Raw genomic sequence first — 18,086 nt, 5'->3', positions numbered from 1 at the left:
GTATCGAAGCAAATAGAGGAAATCTTGAGGATATAAGCAACGCAAAAGCGAGTATCGAAGCAAATAGAAGAAAGCTTTAGTATATAAGCAACGCAAAAGGAAGTATCGAAGCAAATAGAAGAAATCTTAAGAATATAAGCAACGCAAAAGTGAGTATCGAAGCAAATAGAAGAAATCTTAAGAATATAAGCAACGCAAAAGTGAGTATCGAAGCAAATAGGAGAAATCTTTAGGCTATAAGCAACACAAAAGTGAGTATCGAAGCAAAAAGAAGAAAGTATGAGGATATGAGCAACGCAAAAGGAAGTATTAAAGCAAATAGAAAAAGGCTTGAGGATATAAGCAACGAAAAAGTGAATAACGCAGCCAATTAGTAATATTTTGATGAGGAGTAACAAAAAAACATAGCCACTATAGAAAGTTATTCAGGCATATATTAGCAACGTAACGATATCCTCTTTGTTGGCATTTTATCTTCAAGGATTCCTAAAAAATTACAAATGACTCCATAAAACATGATGTAAATTATGGTATAGTAAACAATAATTACTAAATGAAAAAAGTAGTCATTAATATTAGAAAAGCGACTTTTCTGTTGAGCATTATTTGTATACTCTTTATTTATCCTCAAATGTTAATAGCTATTTTCATAGAACATAATTGCACGACTACTTATAAAATCAAAAGGAAGTGTATAAAAAGATGGAGAGTCTTATTCCAATAGCAATTCCATTACTTGTAATGGGTATAAGTTTATACATGGTGTATTGGGGCGTTTCCTTACTTTATCGAATGTTTATCCGTCCGAAAGTCCAAGAGCAGCAAGAAATGAAGACGGAAATAACGGAGTTGAAAGAGATAGTTCGTTCGATTGAAAAAGAAATGAAGCAACAAAATATCGAAAAGTAGGTTAAGAGATGACTATTATTCATGAAAAAAACAATCGCTGGATTTCAATGATTGCTGAGCCACTTCATTTAAGCTTCTATCCCTTACAAAGTGGTAAGCGGTATAAAGTAGAGCTTATTAGGCATGCAGTAACGAAGAATAAGCTCATTAAAAGAGTTTCTTATGCTCAATTTATTGCAGATGAACATGGGAAAATTGACTTAGCAACCGCAAAGCCATATGAAGGCACTTATACAGAAACGGACGCAATGGGTCTTTTTTGGTCGATGCAAATAGAAGAACAAACAGAAAATAAAAGCGAGCCGTACATAAGATTAAATCCTCATGAATATGAAATTGCTCTTTATAGAAATAATATTTGTTTAGATAAGAAAATAATAGTGAAGAAATGGTATAGAGATGAAAAAGTGGACAGTATTCCAATCAATGGTGATGGCTTGATCGGGAGATATTATTATCATCGGGATCATAAAGTAAAGCCTTCCATTATAGTCGTTTCAGGTTCTGAAGGGGGGACAAACGATTTTACTGCGAGTGCCTTAACTGCATATGGCTTTAACACATTGGCTTTAGCTTATTTTGGTGAAGAAGGATTAAATGACAGATTGGTAGAGGTCCCTCTAGAACTCATTGAAAATGCAATTATTTGGTTGACGAATAGAAACGATGCTCATCCGAACTGGATAGGAATCCACGGAACATCAAGAGGTGGGGAACTAGCTTTATGGTCGGCTGTTTTGTTTGATGACATCACAGCAGCTGTCTCTCTTAATGGTTCAGCCGTTTCTTTTGCAGGCATTGTGCCATGGTCTGAAGCAAGAACGTTACCGCCTGCTTGGAATTTTCGCGGACAAGCCTTACCATATGCCTCTAAAGAAAATCCTGTAGAGGTAGCATCCTATTGTAGGGCACAATGGATGAAAGGAGGGAATCCATTATCGTACTGGTACGATTGTTTGTATGAACTAAATAAAGCCATTATCCCTATCGAAGAAACCAATAAGGAATACTTATTGATATCTGGAAAAGAAGACGCTAATTTTCGTTCCTCTGTTTTTCATGATGTATGTACACATGAAAATATCCAAAAACATTTTTATGAAGCAGCAGGCCATGAAATCGGGATACCGTATTTACCGATTGTAGCCAATAGCTTTACCGGTGGTACAAAAGCACAAACAGCAAAAGCGAGCGTGCACTCATGGGAAGAAACAATCGATTTTCTTAGGAGAAGTTTCGCGAAAAAACTGGGGGATGAATAATCAATAGGGTTGTCGGTTTTAGGTAACTTAGCCAGTGGCTGAAGGGTCGGAATTTTTATATATTTATTGCATTAGGAATATTATTTATTGAAATTCGATAAATATATTGGTAATATACATTTATTATTTACAGAAAAGGAATGCAATTCTTGCAAAACTTTTTCCGCATAAATGTCATTAGCTTCTGTATAGCTCTGGTATTTTATCTTCCAATAACACTAATGGCAAACGTTTATCGATTTGCACGGTTATTAGGTTTTGAAACTAGAACAATGAATGTCATTATTATAAGTGCTATTTTGATCGGCTTTATTGCTATCACAGTATGGCTTATTTTTCTTATTCTTAAATGGTTTGAAAAGAGAAAGATTCATTATTGGTCGCTTCTTCTGTGGCTTCCTTATCTAGTTGTTTTCTCTTATGTAAACAGCGTCTTGTTTCCTATTACTTATTCTGCAGACAGCCCTAATCCCTCTACAGGATTATTTATTCTTGCAGGCTTTTTTGTCTATCCAATATACATATTTTCTCTTAATTCTGTTGCTTGGATAAGGGACTAAATTAATAAATTGTTTTTGGAGAGTGAAAAATTGGGTCAAAGATTTTTTACATATTTATAAAAGAAGGAGGGTGCCAAAGTTTGCCCCTCCCTTTCTCATTTTATTGGAGTTCCTTTACAGCGAGGTGAAGACTAGAGTAGGTTTTTACTTTAAAACTAACGCCAAGTGAAACCATTGTTTGAGCGATTTCTGGGCGGATACCTGAGATTTTCGCTGAAATGCCGACTAATTGAAGTGCTTTGATTACATCGAATAATTGCTTGGCGACCATCGTGTCAATAATGGGTACGCCTGATAAATCAAAGATGATATGGTCTAATTCAAGATTAGAAGCAGACGTTATTGAGACATGCATCAGTTTTTGTGCACGATTTGTATCCATAATACCAATCAAAGGGATGACCCCGAGTTTTTCAGTAATTCTTACAACGGGAATTGAAAGTTCTTCGGCTGCAGATTCTGCACTAAGGATTCGCTGATTAAACTGTTTCGAGTACGACATACTCAGCCAATAAACAGCGCGATCCACCACAGCATCAAATTTAGAAATGATATTGTAAAATACATCAATACTTAGAGCGAAATCATTGGCCGTTTGCTTGATGATTTCACCGATGAGTGATCGATAGTATCTTACTTCCTCAATTGCAGTTTCAAGATTTAAATGAAGATTTGCCCATAGGTTAACCGTTTCTTTCCCCCACTCTTGTAAGGTTTCAAAAGTGTGCTCTTCGGATGTTGAGATAGATTGAGCATAAATATTTATTAACTTTTCTCGCCAAAGTTTGATATCCGTTTGTATTTTATTTGAATAGGAGTGTTTAGCTGCTATATGTCGCTTTTCTGCTAATAAAGATTTTTGGACAAGGATTCTTTCCGTTATTTGCTGTAAGTGTTCTTCGATTTCTATTGTCAATAGTCACAGCCTCCAATTTATGTCACTTTTAATGGTAGCATGTGTGAGAGGGATGACTCAAGAAAAAGGTAAGTGAACATTCAGCAGCTATCGATAGTCACCAATATAATCTAGATTGACTTAATTGTATACGTTTGTATACAATTGTAATATGTGAAGGTGGTGAGATAGTGAAAGATAAACAAAGTGAAACCGGGGATCATCCGAGAGGTGAACGAAGGGGGAAAAGAAACCACCCACATAAAGAGGGAGCTAAAACATTTCGTAGAGGACGAGCGCTCAGTTTTTTAGAGAGTTTAAGGCTCAAGGAATCGATTTTGAAGAAACAATTAACATCACCAGAATTGCAGACCATTAATCCTATATTAGTGGGAGAGTTGAAAGCATTAGAAATGATTATTGAAGAATACATCAATCATTTTCATTTGCACGAATTGGCGAATGAGACAGAACTGAATAGGGTAAAGGGGGATGAGCATGAAAGAAATTAATCGATATATTGATAAGGTGTTTTACCAATCCGATGAGCAGCTAGAGGAGGTACTTAAATCCATTAATGAAAACGGGATGAGAGCCATTTCTGTTTCTCCTTCTACAGGGAAGCTTTTAACATTGCTCGTATCAACATCAGGAGCAAAGAATGTTCTCGAAATTGGTGCACTCGGTGGATACAGTGGCATTTGTTTAGCGCGAGGATTTGGGAAGTCAGGGGAACTTACATCATTAGAAATTGAAGAAAGCTATGCCGAATTAGCTGCTGGCAATCTAGCTAAAGCAGGGTTTAGTGAGCAAGTTTCTTATATCGTTGGCCCAGCTCTTACAAGTTTAGCAGTGCTTAAAGAGGAACGGAGGCAATTTGATTTCTTCTTTATTGATGCCGATAAAGAAAACTATGAAAATTATTTAAATGCTTGTATAAAGCTTGCAAAGGATGGTGCATTAATTGTTTGTGATAATGTACTTGCAAATGGAAGTGTAGCGGAAGAAGGTAGTGAGCCTAAACGTTACACGGAATATATGAAGAGATTTAATCAAATAGTTGCTAGTCATCCTCAACTAGAGTCTACATTAATCCCAATAGGTGATGGCTTAACCATTTCAAGGGTGAAAAAATAACCTATAGATAAAAGTGCTCACCAGCTTCTTATCTCGTAAGCCGGCGCGCACTTTTTACTTATTAATCGTAAAAAATCAAATGAATATTACTATTGGTACGAGATTTAGCGAAAAATTCTGCTTCATTTCCTCCGTCAACAAACTTACCGATACTACGGAAAATCCCGCATTCTCCCCTTGCAATATTGCGGTAGCCGACATAATCATTATAGCTTTCGGGATCGTACTCCCACAACTCTACTTTCACTTTTCCTTTTGGCCCAACATAGTTATCCCGGCAAATCATATAGTCACCACCAGTAGAAGCATAAACCTCACTTTCTGCTCCGTTACTTGATAAACTCTGTTCACCTAAATAATCCCATCCACTACTAGCCGTAGCAGTAATAGGGATAAGACAAATAACTAATAATGCACAAAGAGAAGCTTTTACTTTACTCATCGTCATTCCTCTTTTCTATTCGGATTGTAAAATAATTTCCTGTTTATCCTATCAGTATTTTATGGTGAATATGACGAATCGCATGTTATCATGCTTGCTTTATCGACTAGGATGAGCTCCCTAACCTTACGCCTCTTTTGATTGAGGGTATAAAGTTGGAATTATATTTTAGTAAAATAATCTTGTCTTTCTTATACATGCATTAACCATTAAACAATGTTATAGTCAAAGAAAAAAAGTGAGGCATACATATGTATAGATGTTCTTGGTCCAATAGCAATCAATTATTGCAGACTTATCATGATAAAGAATGGGGGATTCCTAGTAAAGATGATCGCTATTTATTTGAAATGCTTTCATTGGAAGGTGCGCAGGCAGGGCTATCTTGGCAGATTGTTCTATCTAAAAGAGATAGCTATAGAGAGGCGTTCCATCACTTTGATATTGAATATTGTGCGAGTTTAACAGATGCCGACCTAATAGCTATTAAAGAGAATCATGGTGTGATTAAGCATTTAGCTAAACTACAATCAGTTAGAAATAATGCGCGCGTTTTGTTGGAAGTTCAAAAAACATACGGTAGCTTTGCAGCGTACATTTGGAGCTTTGTTAATCATGTACCTTATCAGAATGAGTGGCAGTCCGAAGATCAGGTCCCGGCACAAACGGAATTATCTAACCAGCTAAGTAAAGATTTAAAAAAGAAGGGATTTAAATTTGTAGGCCCTATAACTATATATAGTTTTATGCAGGCTGTGGGAATGGTTAATGATCATGTGACTAAATGTATATGCTACGAAGCAGTAGGGAAATAAAGGGATGACGACTGTCATTCCTTTTCTAGTAATCTTAACGAAAATGTGAAACAACCCGCTCATTCTCTATATATTGTTGCTACTGAATCAATCAGGAATAGGAATACAAAATTAGTCATGCAAAGAGAAAACGCACCTTTCTGATATAAGCCAACAATAATAATTGCTTGAACGAACAAAAAAATATATATGAGAATATAATTTCCGTAATCATTCAAGCAACGTTTATCCCTTTCATATGAAAAAAAGGTAGAGTGAGTGATTTGTTAGGATATCCTATTTTAATAGCTCTTCCAAGCTCGTTCATATTTCTCGATTAAGGTTGGATGAATCAATGTGTTTACTTCTGGCTCAATATGGATGCCTTTACTGTCTATCATTTCCTCATCGATATCTTTTCCAAAAGCGGTGAGTCCTTGTAATACCTCATTCGTTAAAAACTTTGTATCAATAGAAATATCGACATTTTCAAGTGAGATGGGCTCCCGCTTAGCTAGGACAAACCCCCAGTCGCCAAAACTTGGGATATCAACGTGGAAGTTCTCCGTATATAGTTCTGATGCTTTGATGGTTTCATTAATTGACCAATACACTTCAGTGGCAAAAGTAGGGCTTGTTGCTTGAACCATCATTGATCCACCAGGAAGCAGATGGTTGCGCAATAGCTGATAAAATTCTAGTGTGTATAGTTTATTAAGTGATTCATTGTTGGGATCAGGTAAATCCACAAGTATGATATCGTAAAATGTATCATCTTCCTTCATATACTGGAAAGCATCTTTGTTAACAATCTTAACGCGGTCATCTTCAAATGCGTTGTTATTCAGCACAGTGAGTTCATGATGATTTTTACCTAAATCAGTGACTATAGGATCGAGATCAACCAATGTCATTGTTTCAATTTGGTCATATTTTTGCAGTTCACGTAAGGCTAAGCCATCTCCTCCGCCTAGTATGAGGATATTTTTTTGGTTTTCAGCTGTTGCTACGGCAGTGTGAACTAGGGTTTCATGATAACGGTATTCATCATTTGAACTAAACTGTAATTGCCCGTCCAAAAACAAACGTAAATCGCCTTGTTCTTTTGTGAGAATCACTTGTTGATAATCTGTTTGCGTATGATAAATAATCGGATCTTGATATAGTTTTTGTTCAAATAAAAAGGCAGTTTTTTCGCCAAAAAGGACACCAAGTATGAGAACGAAGAGGATGATAAATCCAGATGTGGCATGGCGTCTATAGTGTTTGATTTCTGTTTTGAAATAAAATAATACCCATAGAGCGACAACTACGTTGATAATCGCCACTAAAAAGGCGGTTTTAACAAGTCCAAACTGAGGACGTAATAAATAGACAAAAAGCAATCCGCCAATTAATCCACCAGCATAATCTGAAAAAAGAACTTTAGCTGTGCTCTTTTGCACCGTAATACCAATTTCGTTTGCTTTCCTAATCAGAATAGGTAGTTCAACTCCAGTTAAGGCACCAACAACGAGTGTAATGAAATATAAAAAGAATGCATCCATGCCAGAGCTTAAGAAAGCGGTCACGCCGAAAAGAATGAATATCGAAAATCCACCAAGAATACCGATGGCATACTCAATCCAAACGAAGGAAAGAATTAAATTTTTGGTGACTTTTTCGCTTAATGCAGCACCGACTCCCATTCCTGTTAAAAATAAGGAAATGGTGAGCGTATACTGTTTTACACCGTCTCCAAGAAGATAGGAGCCAGCTGCTCCGAATAATACTTCAAAGATAATACCACAAATAGAAACAATACCAGATGCCCAGTAAATGGCTTTACTTTTGTTTAAACTTAAATCATTCATAAAGGAGGACTCCCTTGTTTTCTTCTGTAAAAAAAGCAATCGACTGCATTAGTCGATTGCATACTGCTATACTTCATTAAGTAATGGAAGCACCGATTATAAATCCTAAACCGATGGAGACGCACATGCTAATAATGGCTACTGAAATATTTCCCTTTTTCAATTGTTCTTCCACTGAGAATTTGCGTGTGAATAGTTCAAATAGGAAATAAGCGACCATTTGTAGAAGAATCCCCACTAATCCCCATATAACGGTATCTAAAATGGTACCACTATTATAAATAGAGAAAGCAAGTACAATGGAGATACCGACAATTTTTCCGCCAACTGATAAGGCGACAGCATGGTTACCGTTTAAAATTTCATCCCAATCTTTATATTTTGTTGTTAATAACTCAAATACAACGACGCCAATTAAAATGATGGCAACAGCAATGAGAAAGTATATAAGTGTTAAAATAAATGGTTCCATATCATTTCTCCTTTTCTAGCTAACTAATTATTTCCCCGAACCAGGACCGCCACCACGTACGGTTGATGAGCGGATGGAACGTGTGTTATCACTATTTTTATAATAACCTCCAGAGGCGTAATATCCCCCATAACAATCTTCTCTATATTGACATTCGTTTTGTCTCTTATTGACCCAATTATCTGATCCAAAAAGGTTATTAAGCATCCAAACAGCGAACAATCCATTAAAGAATGATGGTTGATAATTATCTCGCACAAATCCTTGTGATGCCACTTCGATAGCTGAATTATTTGTATCATTTTCGTCCTCTGTCACAATCACAAATAAATCATCATAAACGAGCACTTGTTTCATATCATGCTTTTCACTTATGTTTGTTGGTTCCTGATATCCTTTTAATTCGACAACCACTTGGTCAATCGTTTGATCTTCAGCTATGTAAATTTCAGAAAGATCAGAGGTGTTATCTTGACTACTAATCACATCATAAAAGGTATAATGATCATTAATAAATGCTGCAATCCCATGATTAAATGTAGTTGAACCGCTTGTTTGTGTACCACTCCCACATGCGGTGAGCATGAGGGTAAAAGAAATCAGCACAAAGAAAAGTGATTTTTTCATTTTTTCACCTTCTTTTTATTATCATTGGTTTGCCATCTGAAGAGAGTTTTCTCCAGATGGCTAGGATAAAAAACTTACTTACCAAGTTTTTTCTTCAATGCTGCCAGTTCATCATCGACATCATTTTTCTCTAGTGCCGCGAATTCATCATCAAGGCTACGATTAGATTGACGTAAATCTTCGCTGGTTTCTGCTTCCGCTTCGTATTGTAGAACTTTCTCTTCCATCCGCTCGAAACCTTGTTTAGATGTGCCATTACCGATATTTGATAGTGTGCGGTTCATTTTAGTACGTGTTTTAGCAGATTCTGCTCTCGCTTTTAAGCTATCTTTCTTCAGCTCCATCTCTTGATACTCATTTTTCATTTCATCAAGTTTTGTGCGCAGCATCATCGAATCATTTTGTGCAGAAACATAGGCTTCTTTTAGTGTATCTGCTTTTTGTTGATGTGCTTTCTTGTCTTCTAGCGCACGTCTTGCAAGATCATCATTGCCAGCTTCCACAGCTTTTATTGCTTGTTCACCGCGTTTGTCTACCATACTCTGTGCTTCGGTATATTTCTTTTGTAACATTTTTTCATTAGCGATTTGTTTGGCTACTGAAGTTTCTACTTCTCTTATATCTTCTGCCATGTCTCTCATATATTGATCAAGCATCTTTACTGGATCTTCCGCTTTGTCCAATGCTGCATTTAATTCAGATTCTACAACTGTCTTCATTCTTTTAAAAAATTTAAACAAAATAGTCAACCTCCATATATTTTATGCAGTATTTAGCTACCTGCAATAATTTTTAATTCGTACTCCTCAATGGTATATCCCTTACTTACTTCCAATTCACTGCCCCATTTTTCAATTGAGAGAAAGTTTTCTTCCTCTTCGTCCGCAAAATCAAAGTAATGGCATGTAAGACCTGATAAATTCTCACTACGACCTGCACCGGTTACTTTTGCAGTGCCTTTTTCGTCTAAAAAGTAAATTATCCCATCATACTCTATTTCTTTGGCGATGGGCTCTTTAAGGGGGAGTTTTATTTTTTTATACATTCCAAGATAAAGTTCATCATCCATTTCAACACTAAGCCATAAAGTTTCATTAATGCCAGAAAGTTGATAAGCATGCCATTTGAAGCCGTGATCATTATAATTAATTTTTCCGACTACACGATAATCTTCAAAATTGTAAGTGACGATATCATCTTGTTGTAAATTAAACATATTTCGTTTTTCTAATGGTTTTTCATCACTTTTCTTCTGTCCGAATAATTTTGAGAAAAAACTCATGTATTCACCTCTACTTCTTTCTGTTTACCACAATTCATACATACGATACATTGGTGAAAAAGTTTCATTTTTTTTTATGAAATGAAAAAAACACATTTGTCATCAATGATAGGTGTTGCGTATAGTAGAGTCAATAAATTGGGTTTTCCTCTTCCCGATAATATAAGTGCAAGGATTGTCGGACCATACTTAGTATCTATTGCTATTCTATATTTTATGGGAGGTCAGATAATGAATCAATTGAAAGGGTTAAATGATGCGTTAGCTTACATCGAAAAAAATTTAACAGAAGAAATCAATGAAAAAGAGATGGCTAGGGTAGCTGGTTGTTCAGTTTATCATTTTAAAAGAACTTTTTCTTTCTTAGCGGGTATGCCCTTATCTGAGTATTTAAGAAAAAGACGTTTAACTTTAGCGGCAATAGATATACAAGATTATGTAAATCTGAAAGTAATAGATATCGCTGTAAAATATGGATATCGTTCTGCTGATGCCTTTTCTAGAGCATTTTATTCATTTCATGGAGTTACTCCAAGCATGGTAAGACATAACGAACATGTTTTAAAAGTTTTTCCTAAGATGACCTTCCAATTAATCATACAGGGGGGAGTAGAAATGGATTATCATATCGTAAAAAAAGAAGCATTTTGGATTATCGGATTACAAAAAAGAGTACCAATTGTATTTAAGGGAGTAAATCCAGCAATTACAGAAATGTGGCATCAACTAGATAAGAAAAAAATTCAACAGCTATTAAACTTATCAAATGTTGAGCCAAATGGAATCATACAAGCCTCAACCAATTTTTCTGAAGGAAGAATGGAAGAAAAAGGAGAGCTCGATCATTATATTGGTGTTGCTTCTACCTCAAATAGAGTGGAAGGGTATTCAGCACTTGAAGTGCCAGCTATGGAATGGGCAATTTTTGAAACAATCGGCCCATTTCCACAGACATTACAAGAAACTTGGGGAAGAATATACGCAGAATGGTTCCCTTCAACCAACTACCAACAACTTGAAGGACCTGAAATCGTATCTATCCAAACTAAAGACTTGTCTGCTGATCAAGTAAAAACCGCTATTTGGATACCTGTGACACAGAAAAATTCTGTATAATATTCCTAGTGGATACTGATCACATAGGATGAGAAAGATGAAGCTGGCACATGCTCAAGAATTATGAGAATTTTTTGGGTAAAGTTTGGATCAACAAAGAAAGAAGATGAAATGACTATGGGGGATTGTAAATTTAATCTACGCCCTTAATAAGTAGAATGTGTATGTCCTAATTTACTATTGGTGAATTAGGACTCTTTAAGATGCTTAAAGATGACTCTTTAAAGGGAATCTCTCGGATGAGAATGAATGGTGGCACTATGAAGATGGTATAAAAAGCTGGGCAATTTTAATCGATTAGCTAATACTTCTATTTGACATTATACCTATAGGGGTATATGATGAGTTGTGTAAGGAGGGAGGCATAATGAAATATAGTCGGCAAGTGATCAACCGTGTAAAAAGAATGGAAGGACAATTACGCGGTATCGTAAAAATGATGGAAGATAATAAAGACTGTCGGGAAATTGTAACGCAACTCTCAGCTGTTCGTTCTGCAGCAGATCGGACGATTGGTTTAATCGTCAGTAATCATTTAGTTGAATGTGTACAAAATGGGACTGAAGGATCAAGTAATGAAGAATTGATAAAAGAGGCTGTATCGCTGTTAGTAAAAAGTAGATAAAGTTCTCTTGACAATATATTTTTTTATCTTTTATTATACCCGTAGGGGTACATGTATATACAAAAGGAGGAAATAATAATGAACGCAAACAAAGTATTAGATGCCAAAGGGTTGGCGTGTCCAATGCCGATTGTAAAAACGAAAAAGGCAATAAATGAAATGCAAAGTGGTGAGGTTTTAGAAATTCACGCAACAGATAAAGGAGCAAAAAGTGATTTAACAGCATGGGCTAAATCTGGTGGCCATGAATTACTCGATCATATTGAAGAAAATAATGTTTTTACATTTTGGATTAAAAAGGGGTAAGAAGGAGGCTATTATGGTAGAAAAGAAAAAAACAACCATTATCTTATTTAGTGGAGACTATGATAAAGCGATGGCTGCTTATATTATTGCTAATGGTGCAGCAGCTTACGATCATGAAGTAACCATTTTTCACACTTTTTGGGGATTAAATGCTTTAAGAAAAGAAGAGTTAGTAAAAGTAAAAAAAGGTTTTATGGAAAAGATGTTTGCAAAAATGATGCCTAGAGGTGCCGATAACATGGGGCTATCTAATATGAACTTTGCAGGTATCGGTCCAAAATTAATTAAAAATGTGATGAAAAAACATCATGCAGTCCCTCTCCCTCATTTAATTGAAATGGCACAAGAACAAGATATCAACCTGGTTGCTTGTACAATGACAATGGATTTGTTGGGGTTACAACAGGAGGAACTATTAGACGGTATTGAATATGCAGGTGTAGCTGCTTATTTAGCAGATGCTGAAGATGGGAATGTGAATTTATTTATCTAATCAATAGGGGGATGAAATGGAGTGTCTTCATTCTTACAGTTCAGAAAAGGTTTAAGCAGATTTCAACAGTAATTTAAGTATGGTGCTAAAAGATAGGGATTTCTAACTCAGGCAGAGTTAAAGGTAGATCTATTCCTTCATTCCAAAAATATTCCCTTCAAAATTGAAGGATTAGGCTGTGAATGAAAATAAGACAAAGAAGTAGTAGTCACTTGCCAAAGTGGTATGAGAAGTAGGAAAGTAGCACATAAAAAAATTAAAAATATAAAAAGCAGGATGAATGTCTGGTAAGAAAGGAGTTTTATTATGATTCAAGTATCACCAGAAAGTGTTAAAGACATATTGCAAAACAACCATGATGTTAGCATTGTGGATGTGAGAGAAGTGGAAGAAGTAAAACAAGGAAAAATTCCATCATCCATTCATATACCATTACGACTATTGGCGTTCCGAATGCATGAATTAAATAAATCAAAGGATTATATAATGGTTTGTCGTTCAGGGGCAAGAAGTGGGCAAGCAACAGCTTTACTAGAACAACATGGTTATAGAGTTAAGAACATGTCAGGTGGAATGCTTGCATGGGATGGGAAGGTAGAATAAATTTTTTTACATTTAATTATACCCATGTAGGTATATGAGGAGGGCCAAAGATGAATGAAATTAAAGCAAATCAAACAGTCGATGCAAAAGGGTTAGCTTGTCCGATGCCAATTGTCCGGACAAAAAAGGCGATGAAGGAATTAGAGGCAGGGCAAGTAATGGAAATTTTAGCAACTGACAAAGGGTCTAAAGCTGACCTTAAAGCTTGGTCTGAAAGTACAGGACATCAATATCTAGGTACTGTTGAGGAAGGAGAAGTACTAAAGCATTATCTCCGTAAGGCTTCTGATTATGAGGAACAACCAGAACGGCACCATCCACATGTAATTAAAAATGATGAACTGGAAGAGAAAATCGCTAACGGGGAGTCTATGCAAATTCTAGATGTTCGAGAAGAAGCAGAGTATGCCTTTGGTCACATACCTGGTGCGCTATCTGTGCCTTTTGGACGTTTGCAGCAAGAGCTAAATAAACTTAATCAAGATGAGCCTATTTATGTTATTTGCCGTAGCGGTAACCGAAGTGATATGGCGGCACAACTTTTAGAAAGTAAGGAATTTAAAGCAGTCAATGTTGTGCCAGGTATGAATAGTTGGAATGGGAAAGTTGAAGGAATCTAAATATTAAATGAATGATGGTTTGTAACATAAAAAATTTTGAAATAAAAAATACCAATGGGGGTATAGAGATGTCTGTTAATAAAATGAAAGCAAGCGAATTAGCAAAGATGGTAGTTAATAAAGAGCCATTATTTATTCTAGATGTGCGTAATGAAGCTGATTTTCAAGATTGGAAAGTAGAAGGTCATCATTTTAACTACTTGAATATCCCATATTTTGAACTATTAGACGGTGTAGAAGGAATCATTGAGCAGCTTCCTAAAGATCAAGCTATCTTAGTTGTTTGTGCGAAAGAAGGTTCTTCTATAATGGTGGCGGAGATGTTATCAGGTGAAGGGATGGAAGTCAGTTATTTAGAAGGTGGAATGAAAGCATGGAGTGAGCATTTAGAGCCTGTTAAAGTAGGGGACTTGAGTACAGGAGGAGAAATGTATCAATTCGTCCGTATGGGTAAAGGCTGTCTTTCTTATATGATCATTTCAGATGGTGAAGCAGCGATCATCGACGCAACGAGAATGATAGACGTGTATCTTGATTTTGCCAACGAAAAAAAGGTGAAAATCATGCATGTTTTTGACACGCATTTACATGCAGACCATATTTCGGGTGGACGTGACATTGCAGCAAAGATGGACGCTGTTTATTGGTTGCCACCGAAAGATGCAGAGGAAGTAACATTCAATTATGCAAAACTAGAAGATGGTAATGAAGTGAAAATTGGAGAAACATCAATCAATATTCATGCCCTTTATTCACCGGGACATACCATTGGATCGACTTCATTTGTCGTAGATGAACAGTATTTATTAACAGGTGATATTTTGTTTATTGATTCTATTGGTAGGCCCGATTTAGCTGGGCTGGCAGATGACTGGGTTGGAGATTTACGTGAGAGTTTATATAAGCGTTATAAAGAGCTGTCAAGTGAACTAATCGTTTTACCTGCCCACTTTATGTTGATTGATGAATTGAATAATGACGGCAGTGTGGCCGAGGAGTTAGGCGTACTTTTTAAACAGAACCATGGGTTAAATATGGAAGATGAAAGTGAATTTAGAAAGCTTGTCACCGAAAATCTCCCACCGCAACCCAATGCGTATCAAGAAATACGTCAAACAAATAGGGGGCAAATCACTCCAGATAATGATAAACAAAGAGAAATGGAGATTGGACCCAATCGCTGTGCAGTAAGATAAAGAAATATTCATATAGAGGGACCGGAGACTGGTCCCTTTTTTAGGTCAGCATTAAGGAGATGAGCATAATGGATTTAGCATTTATTGTGACGATATTTTTAATTGGTTTTATTGGCTCTTACTTATCAGGATTACTTGGTATCGGTGGTTCTATCATTAAATATCCGATGCTATTATATATCCCACCAATATTAGGTGTCGCGACTTTTACTGCGCATGAAGTGTCAGGTATTAGTGCTGTCCAAGTTTTCTTCGCAACGATTGGCGGGGTTTGGGCCTATCGTAAAGGTGGATATTTGAATAAAACATTAATCATTTATATGGGGGCTAGTATTTTAATAGGTAGTTTTATAGGTGGTTATGGATCGAAACTCATGTCAGAAGGTGGCATTAATCTCGTATACGGGATACTTGCTTTGATTGCAGCGGTTATGATGTTTATTCCTAAAAAGGGACTAGATGATATCCCATTTGATCAAGTGACTTTTAATAAATGGGTAGCGGCAACTCTTGCGCTTGTCGTCGGTGTGGCAGCAGGGATTGTTGGGGCTGCAGGTGCCTTTTTATTAGTCCCAATCATGTTAACCGTATTAAGAATCCCAACAAAAATGACGATTGCTTCTTCTCTTGCTATTACCTTAATATCATCCATTGGTGCAACTGTTGGAAAAGTCACTACTGGGCAAGTTGACTACTATCCGGCATTCATCATGGTTATTGCTAGTTTAATTGCTTCACCATTAGGTGCAATGGCAGGTAAGAAGATGAATACAAAAGTACTGCAAATGATTCTCGCATTACTAATACTAGCCACAGCGGTGAAAATATGGGTAGATATTTTTTAAAAAGGAAGTGATGAGCCGATGAATCACTGCTTTCAGAATGGAAATTGAGATTGAATAGGGATTCTGCTCATTCGAAGGAAAAGTAGAAACTGAGGGCGTGGCAAAAGTGAAATATAACGAACCAACACTTGTTATTTCATATCAGGAACGCATCCTCTATATATTCATTTGGAAGATGTCTCAAGGTAAAGGAAAAGGTTGATGTGTTTGTAAATGTCAGAATGAAAAGTGAAAATAGTCGCTATCCTCTCTCATCATCCAAGTTCAATATAGCTGAAGCGGCATTACCAACTGCGCTTCAGCTTATGATTGCCCTTGTTTTTAATAAGCGCCGAAAATAGCAACAGTATGTGCTCCTTCTGTGTTTGCTCGAAGCAGTACATTTTTCCATTCCTGCTCATCTGATGGAATCCCATGATGGTAAATATCGTGCAAAATACTCGATAAGAAGGCATCTCCTGCTCCAGTTGTGTCAACTACATCTACGGTAGGTGCTTCAACGGTTATACTCTTCTCTTTATGAAGTAACGTTGCACCTAAATGGCCCCTTGTAATCATTATCCACTGATTAGACCATGAAGAAACCTGTTGTAATGCCGTTCTATAATCTTTAGCTTTACAAAGAAATAACAACTCTTCCTCCGTCATTTTGATTAGATCTGCCTCTTTTAAAAAGGAATTGATCGTCTTTCTACATTCATTTTCATTCTTCCATCTCTTTAAACGGATATTCGCATCCATCACGATGAAATGCTGATATTTTTTTGCTAATTCAAGTGCTTTAAAGCTTGTCTCCTTTGCTATATCATGAAAAAGCGTACCTGAACCGAAATAGGAGATATGTGATTTTTGATAGATGCTTTCATTCAACTCATCTGCTTCTAACCATATATGAGGGGTGTCGTTTTCATAAGATAGAAATTCACGCTCCCCATCCACCTGCACAATTGATACTATACATAGCTTTTTATTCATTGACGTAATGGTCCCAGACAGATCGATGCCTTCATTCTCTAATTGCTGTTTGGCATATTGACTATGCTCATCAGTACCGATTTTCGTCATATAAAAGGTAGGAATACTTTTTCTGGCGAGACGGATGGCTACATTGGCGGTTGCTCCTCCTACTTTCATGATTGATTGGCTATTAGGTGAAATAATTTGGTCCATGATTACTTCACCGAAAGAAATCACACCTTTATTTTTCACAATCAAGTCTCCCATCATTTTTGATAAGGCTGATTATACTATAAAATTGTCCTTTCATCCTTTCCAATTTATAATACTTAACTAGCACAAAGCGACTATGAATGGTCGCTCTTTTTTGTTTTTTATAAAAGAAGTAGCGTCTTCACTAGGTGTAGAACGTAAAAGGAAGTAACAAAGCAAATAGAAAAAAGGTGGAGGATGTGAGCAACGTAAATGCGAGTATCGATGCAAATAGAAGAAAGTATGAGGAAATAAGCAAAGCAAAAGCGAGTATCGAAGCAAATAGAAAAATCATGAGGAAATAAGCAAAGCAAAAGCGAGTATCGAAGCAAATAGAAGAAAGTTGAAGGATGTAAGCAATGTAAAAGCGAGTATCGAAGCAAATAGAAAAAATCATGAGGATATAAGCAAAGCAAAAGCGAGTATCGAGGCAAATAGAAAAAATCATGAGGATATAAGCAAAGCAAAAGCGAGTATCGAAGCAAATAGAAGAAAGTATGAGGATATAAGCAATGCAAAAGCGAGTATCGAAGCAGATAGAAGAAAGTTGAAGGATATAAGCAACGCAAAAGCGAGTATCGAAGCAAATAGAAAAAATCATGAGGATATAAGCAATGCAGAAGCGAGTATCAAAGCAAATAGAAGAAAGTATGAGAATATAAGCAACGCAAAAGCGAGTATCGAAGCAAATAGAAGAAAGTATGAGGATATAAGCAATGTAAAAGCGAGTATCGAAGCAAATAGAAGAAAGCTGTAGGATGTGAGCAACGCAAAAGCGAGTATCGAAGCAAATAGAAGAAAGTATGAGGATATAAGCAACGCAAAAGCGAGTACCAAAGC

At 36.4% G+C, this 18,086-nt stretch carries 24 protein-coding genes; 16 read left to right on the top strand and 8 right to left on the bottom strand.

Features of this window, described 5'->3' with window-relative positions:
* Nucleotides 1-702: 702 nt before the first annotated feature.
* The 3 genes from H9655_RS14895 to H9655_RS22490 all read left to right on the top strand — a co-directional run bounded on the left by H9655_RS14895 (nt 703) and on the right by H9655_RS22490 (nt 2,731).
* On the top strand, nt 703-909 hold the full coding sequence (locus tag H9655_RS14895; protein WP_191815373.1) for a hypothetical protein: 207 nt from the start codon (nt 703-705) through the stop codon (nt 907-909).
* Nucleotides 910-917: 8 nt separating this feature from the next.
* A complete protein-coding gene (locus H9655_RS14890; RefSeq protein WP_191815371.1) occupies nt 918-2,171 on the top strand; it encodes an acyl-CoA thioesterase/bile acid-CoA:amino acid N-acyltransferase family protein in 1,254 nt (417 codons plus the stop codon).
* Nucleotides 2,172-2,392: 221 nt separating this feature from the next.
* A complete protein-coding gene (locus H9655_RS22490; protein ID WP_225230663.1) occupies nt 2,393-2,731 on the top strand; it encodes a hypothetical protein in 339 nt (112 codons plus the stop codon).
* Nucleotides 2,732-2,831: 100 nt separating this feature from the next.
* Here H9655_RS22490 and H9655_RS14885 read toward each other — a convergent pair whose 3' ends face one another.
* Nucleotides 2,832-3,647: an STAS domain-containing protein gene (locus tag H9655_RS14885; protein ID WP_191815369.1), complete on the bottom strand. Its 816-nt coding sequence runs from the start codon at nt 3,645-3,647 to the stop codon at nt 2,832-2,834.
* 170 nt (nt 3,648-3,817) lie between these two features.
* Between H9655_RS14885 and H9655_RS14880 the strand changes: the two genes are divergently transcribed.
* Together H9655_RS14880 and H9655_RS14875 are read left to right on the top strand one after the other, a co-directional pair.
* Nucleotides 3,818-4,138, top strand: a complete 321-nt coding sequence (locus H9655_RS14880; RefSeq protein WP_191815367.1) for a hypothetical protein — start codon at nt 3,818-3,820, stop codon at nt 4,136-4,138.
* Nucleotides 4,125-4,763, top strand: a complete 639-nt coding sequence (locus tag H9655_RS14875; RefSeq protein ID WP_191815365.1) for an O-methyltransferase — start codon at nt 4,125-4,127, stop codon at nt 4,761-4,763. Before H9655_RS14880 ends, H9655_RS14875 begins: the two co-directional genes overlap by 14 nt.
* Nucleotides 4,764-4,824: 61 nt before the next feature.
* Here the strand turns inward: H9655_RS14875 and H9655_RS14870 are convergent, their stop codons facing one another.
* Complete coding sequence (locus H9655_RS14870; RefSeq protein ID WP_191815362.1) at nt 4,825-5,205, bottom strand: hypothetical protein; 381 nt, start codon at nt 5,203-5,205, stop codon at nt 4,825-4,827.
* 251 nt (nt 5,206-5,456) lie between these two features.
* Between H9655_RS14870 and H9655_RS14865 the strand changes: the two genes are divergently transcribed.
* Complete coding sequence (locus H9655_RS14865; protein ID WP_191815360.1) at nt 5,457-6,020, top strand: DNA-3-methyladenine glycosylase I; 564 nt, start codon at nt 5,457-5,459, stop codon at nt 6,018-6,020.
* 281 nt (nt 6,021-6,301) lie between these two features.
* Here H9655_RS14865 and H9655_RS14860 read toward each other — a convergent pair whose 3' ends face one another.
* The 5 genes from H9655_RS14860 to H9655_RS14840 all read right to left on the bottom strand — a co-directional run bounded on the left by H9655_RS14860 (nt 6,302) and on the right by H9655_RS14840 (nt 10,233).
* The gene (locus H9655_RS14860) at nt 6,302-7,891 is read right to left on the bottom strand and encodes a polyamine aminopropyltransferase (protein WP_225230662.1); all 1,590 of its coding nucleotides are present in this window, start codon (nt 7,889-7,891) and stop codon (nt 6,302-6,304) included.
* A gap of 37 nt (nt 7,892-7,928) precedes the next feature.
* Nucleotides 7,929-8,324: a DUF350 domain-containing protein gene (locus H9655_RS14855; RefSeq protein WP_191815356.1), complete on the bottom strand. Its 396-nt coding sequence runs from the start codon at nt 8,322-8,324 to the stop codon at nt 7,929-7,931.
* Between the two features lie 27 nt (nt 8,325-8,351).
* On the bottom strand, nt 8,352-8,951 hold the full coding sequence (locus H9655_RS14850; protein ID WP_191815354.1) for a DUF4247 domain-containing protein: 600 nt from the start codon (nt 8,949-8,951) through the stop codon (nt 8,352-8,354).
* A gap of 74 nt (nt 8,952-9,025) precedes the next feature.
* The gene (locus H9655_RS14845) at nt 9,026-9,691 is read right to left on the bottom strand and encodes a PspA/IM30 family protein (protein WP_191815352.1); all 666 of its coding nucleotides are present in this window, start codon (nt 9,689-9,691) and stop codon (nt 9,026-9,028) included.
* 32 nt (nt 9,692-9,723) lie between these two features.
* Complete coding sequence (locus tag H9655_RS14840; protein ID WP_191815350.1) at nt 9,724-10,233, bottom strand: DUF4178 domain-containing protein; 510 nt, start codon at nt 10,231-10,233, stop codon at nt 9,724-9,726.
* A gap of 231 nt (nt 10,234-10,464) precedes the next feature.
* Here H9655_RS14840 and H9655_RS14835 point away from each other — a divergent pair, with 231 nt between their 5' ends.
* From H9655_RS14835 to H9655_RS22485, 9 genes are all read left to right on the top strand, one after another.
* Nucleotides 10,465-11,349 (top strand): AraC family transcriptional regulator, encoded by an 885-nt coding sequence (locus tag H9655_RS14835; protein WP_191815348.1) that lies wholly within the window; start codon nt 10,465-10,467, stop codon nt 11,347-11,349.
* 367 nt (nt 11,350-11,716) lie between these two features.
* Nucleotides 11,717-11,974 carry a metal-sensitive transcriptional regulator gene (locus H9655_RS14830; protein WP_191815346.1) on the top strand — a complete coding sequence of 86 codons (258 nt, stop codon included), beginning with the start codon at nt 11,717-11,719 and terminating at the stop codon, nt 11,972-11,974.
* 78 nt (nt 11,975-12,052) lie between these two features.
* Nucleotides 12,053-12,280, top strand: coding sequence for a sulfurtransferase TusA family protein (locus H9655_RS14825; protein ID WP_191815344.1), 228 nt, complete (start codon nt 12,053-12,055; stop codon nt 12,278-12,280).
* A 13-nt stretch (nt 12,281-12,293) separates the two neighbouring features.
* Nucleotides 12,294-12,773 carry a DsrE/DsrF/DrsH-like family protein gene (locus tag H9655_RS14820; protein WP_191815342.1) on the top strand — a complete coding sequence of 160 codons (480 nt, stop codon included), beginning with the start codon at nt 12,294-12,296 and terminating at the stop codon, nt 12,771-12,773.
* A gap of 306 nt (nt 12,774-13,079) precedes the next feature.
* Nucleotides 13,080-13,376, top strand: coding sequence for a rhodanese-like domain-containing protein (locus H9655_RS14815; RefSeq protein WP_191815340.1), 297 nt, complete (start codon nt 13,080-13,082; stop codon nt 13,374-13,376).
* A 50-nt stretch (nt 13,377-13,426) separates the two neighbouring features.
* Entirely contained in the window at nt 13,427-13,996 is a 570-nt protein-coding gene (locus H9655_RS14810) for a sulfurtransferase TusA family protein (protein ID WP_191815338.1), read from the top strand.
* A 68-nt stretch (nt 13,997-14,064) separates the two neighbouring features.
* Nucleotides 14,065-15,192, top strand: coding sequence for an MBL fold metallo-hydrolase (locus H9655_RS14805; RefSeq protein ID WP_191815336.1), 1,128 nt, complete (start codon nt 14,065-14,067; stop codon nt 15,190-15,192).
* 68 nt (nt 15,193-15,260) lie between these two features.
* Nucleotides 15,261-16,037: a sulfite exporter TauE/SafE family protein gene (locus H9655_RS14800; RefSeq protein ID WP_191815334.1), complete on the top strand. Its 777-nt coding sequence runs from the start codon at nt 15,261-15,263 to the stop codon at nt 16,035-16,037.
* A gap of 203 nt (nt 16,038-16,240) precedes the next feature.
* Nucleotides 16,241-16,378 (top strand): hypothetical protein, encoded by a 138-nt coding sequence (locus H9655_RS22485; protein ID WP_225230661.1) that lies wholly within the window; start codon nt 16,241-16,243, stop codon nt 16,376-16,378.
* Here H9655_RS22485 and H9655_RS14795 read toward each other — a convergent pair.
* Nucleotides 16,359-17,246, bottom strand: a complete 888-nt coding sequence (locus H9655_RS14795) for a carbohydrate kinase family protein (protein WP_191815332.1) — start codon at nt 17,244-17,246, stop codon at nt 16,359-16,361. The two genes, H9655_RS22485 and H9655_RS14795, sit on opposite strands and share 20 nt — an antisense overlap.
* 343 nt (nt 17,247-17,589) lie before the next feature.
* Here H9655_RS14795 and H9655_RS14790 point away from each other — a divergent pair, with 343 nt between their 5' ends.
* Nucleotides 17,590-18,003 carry a hypothetical protein gene (locus H9655_RS14790; protein ID WP_191815330.1) on the top strand — a complete coding sequence of 138 codons (414 nt, stop codon included), beginning with the start codon at nt 17,590-17,592 and terminating at the stop codon, nt 18,001-18,003.
* Nucleotides 18,004-18,086: the final 83 nt, after the last annotated feature.

The organism is Cytobacillus stercorigallinarum (genome assembly GCF_014836495.1).
GTDB classification, from domain to species: domain Bacteria; phylum Bacillota; class Bacilli; order Bacillales; family Cytobacillaceae; genus Cytobacillus; species Cytobacillus stercorigallinarum.
The sequence above is the reverse complement of the archived record's forward strand: the minus strand, read 5'-3'. Positions and strand labels throughout refer to the sequence as shown.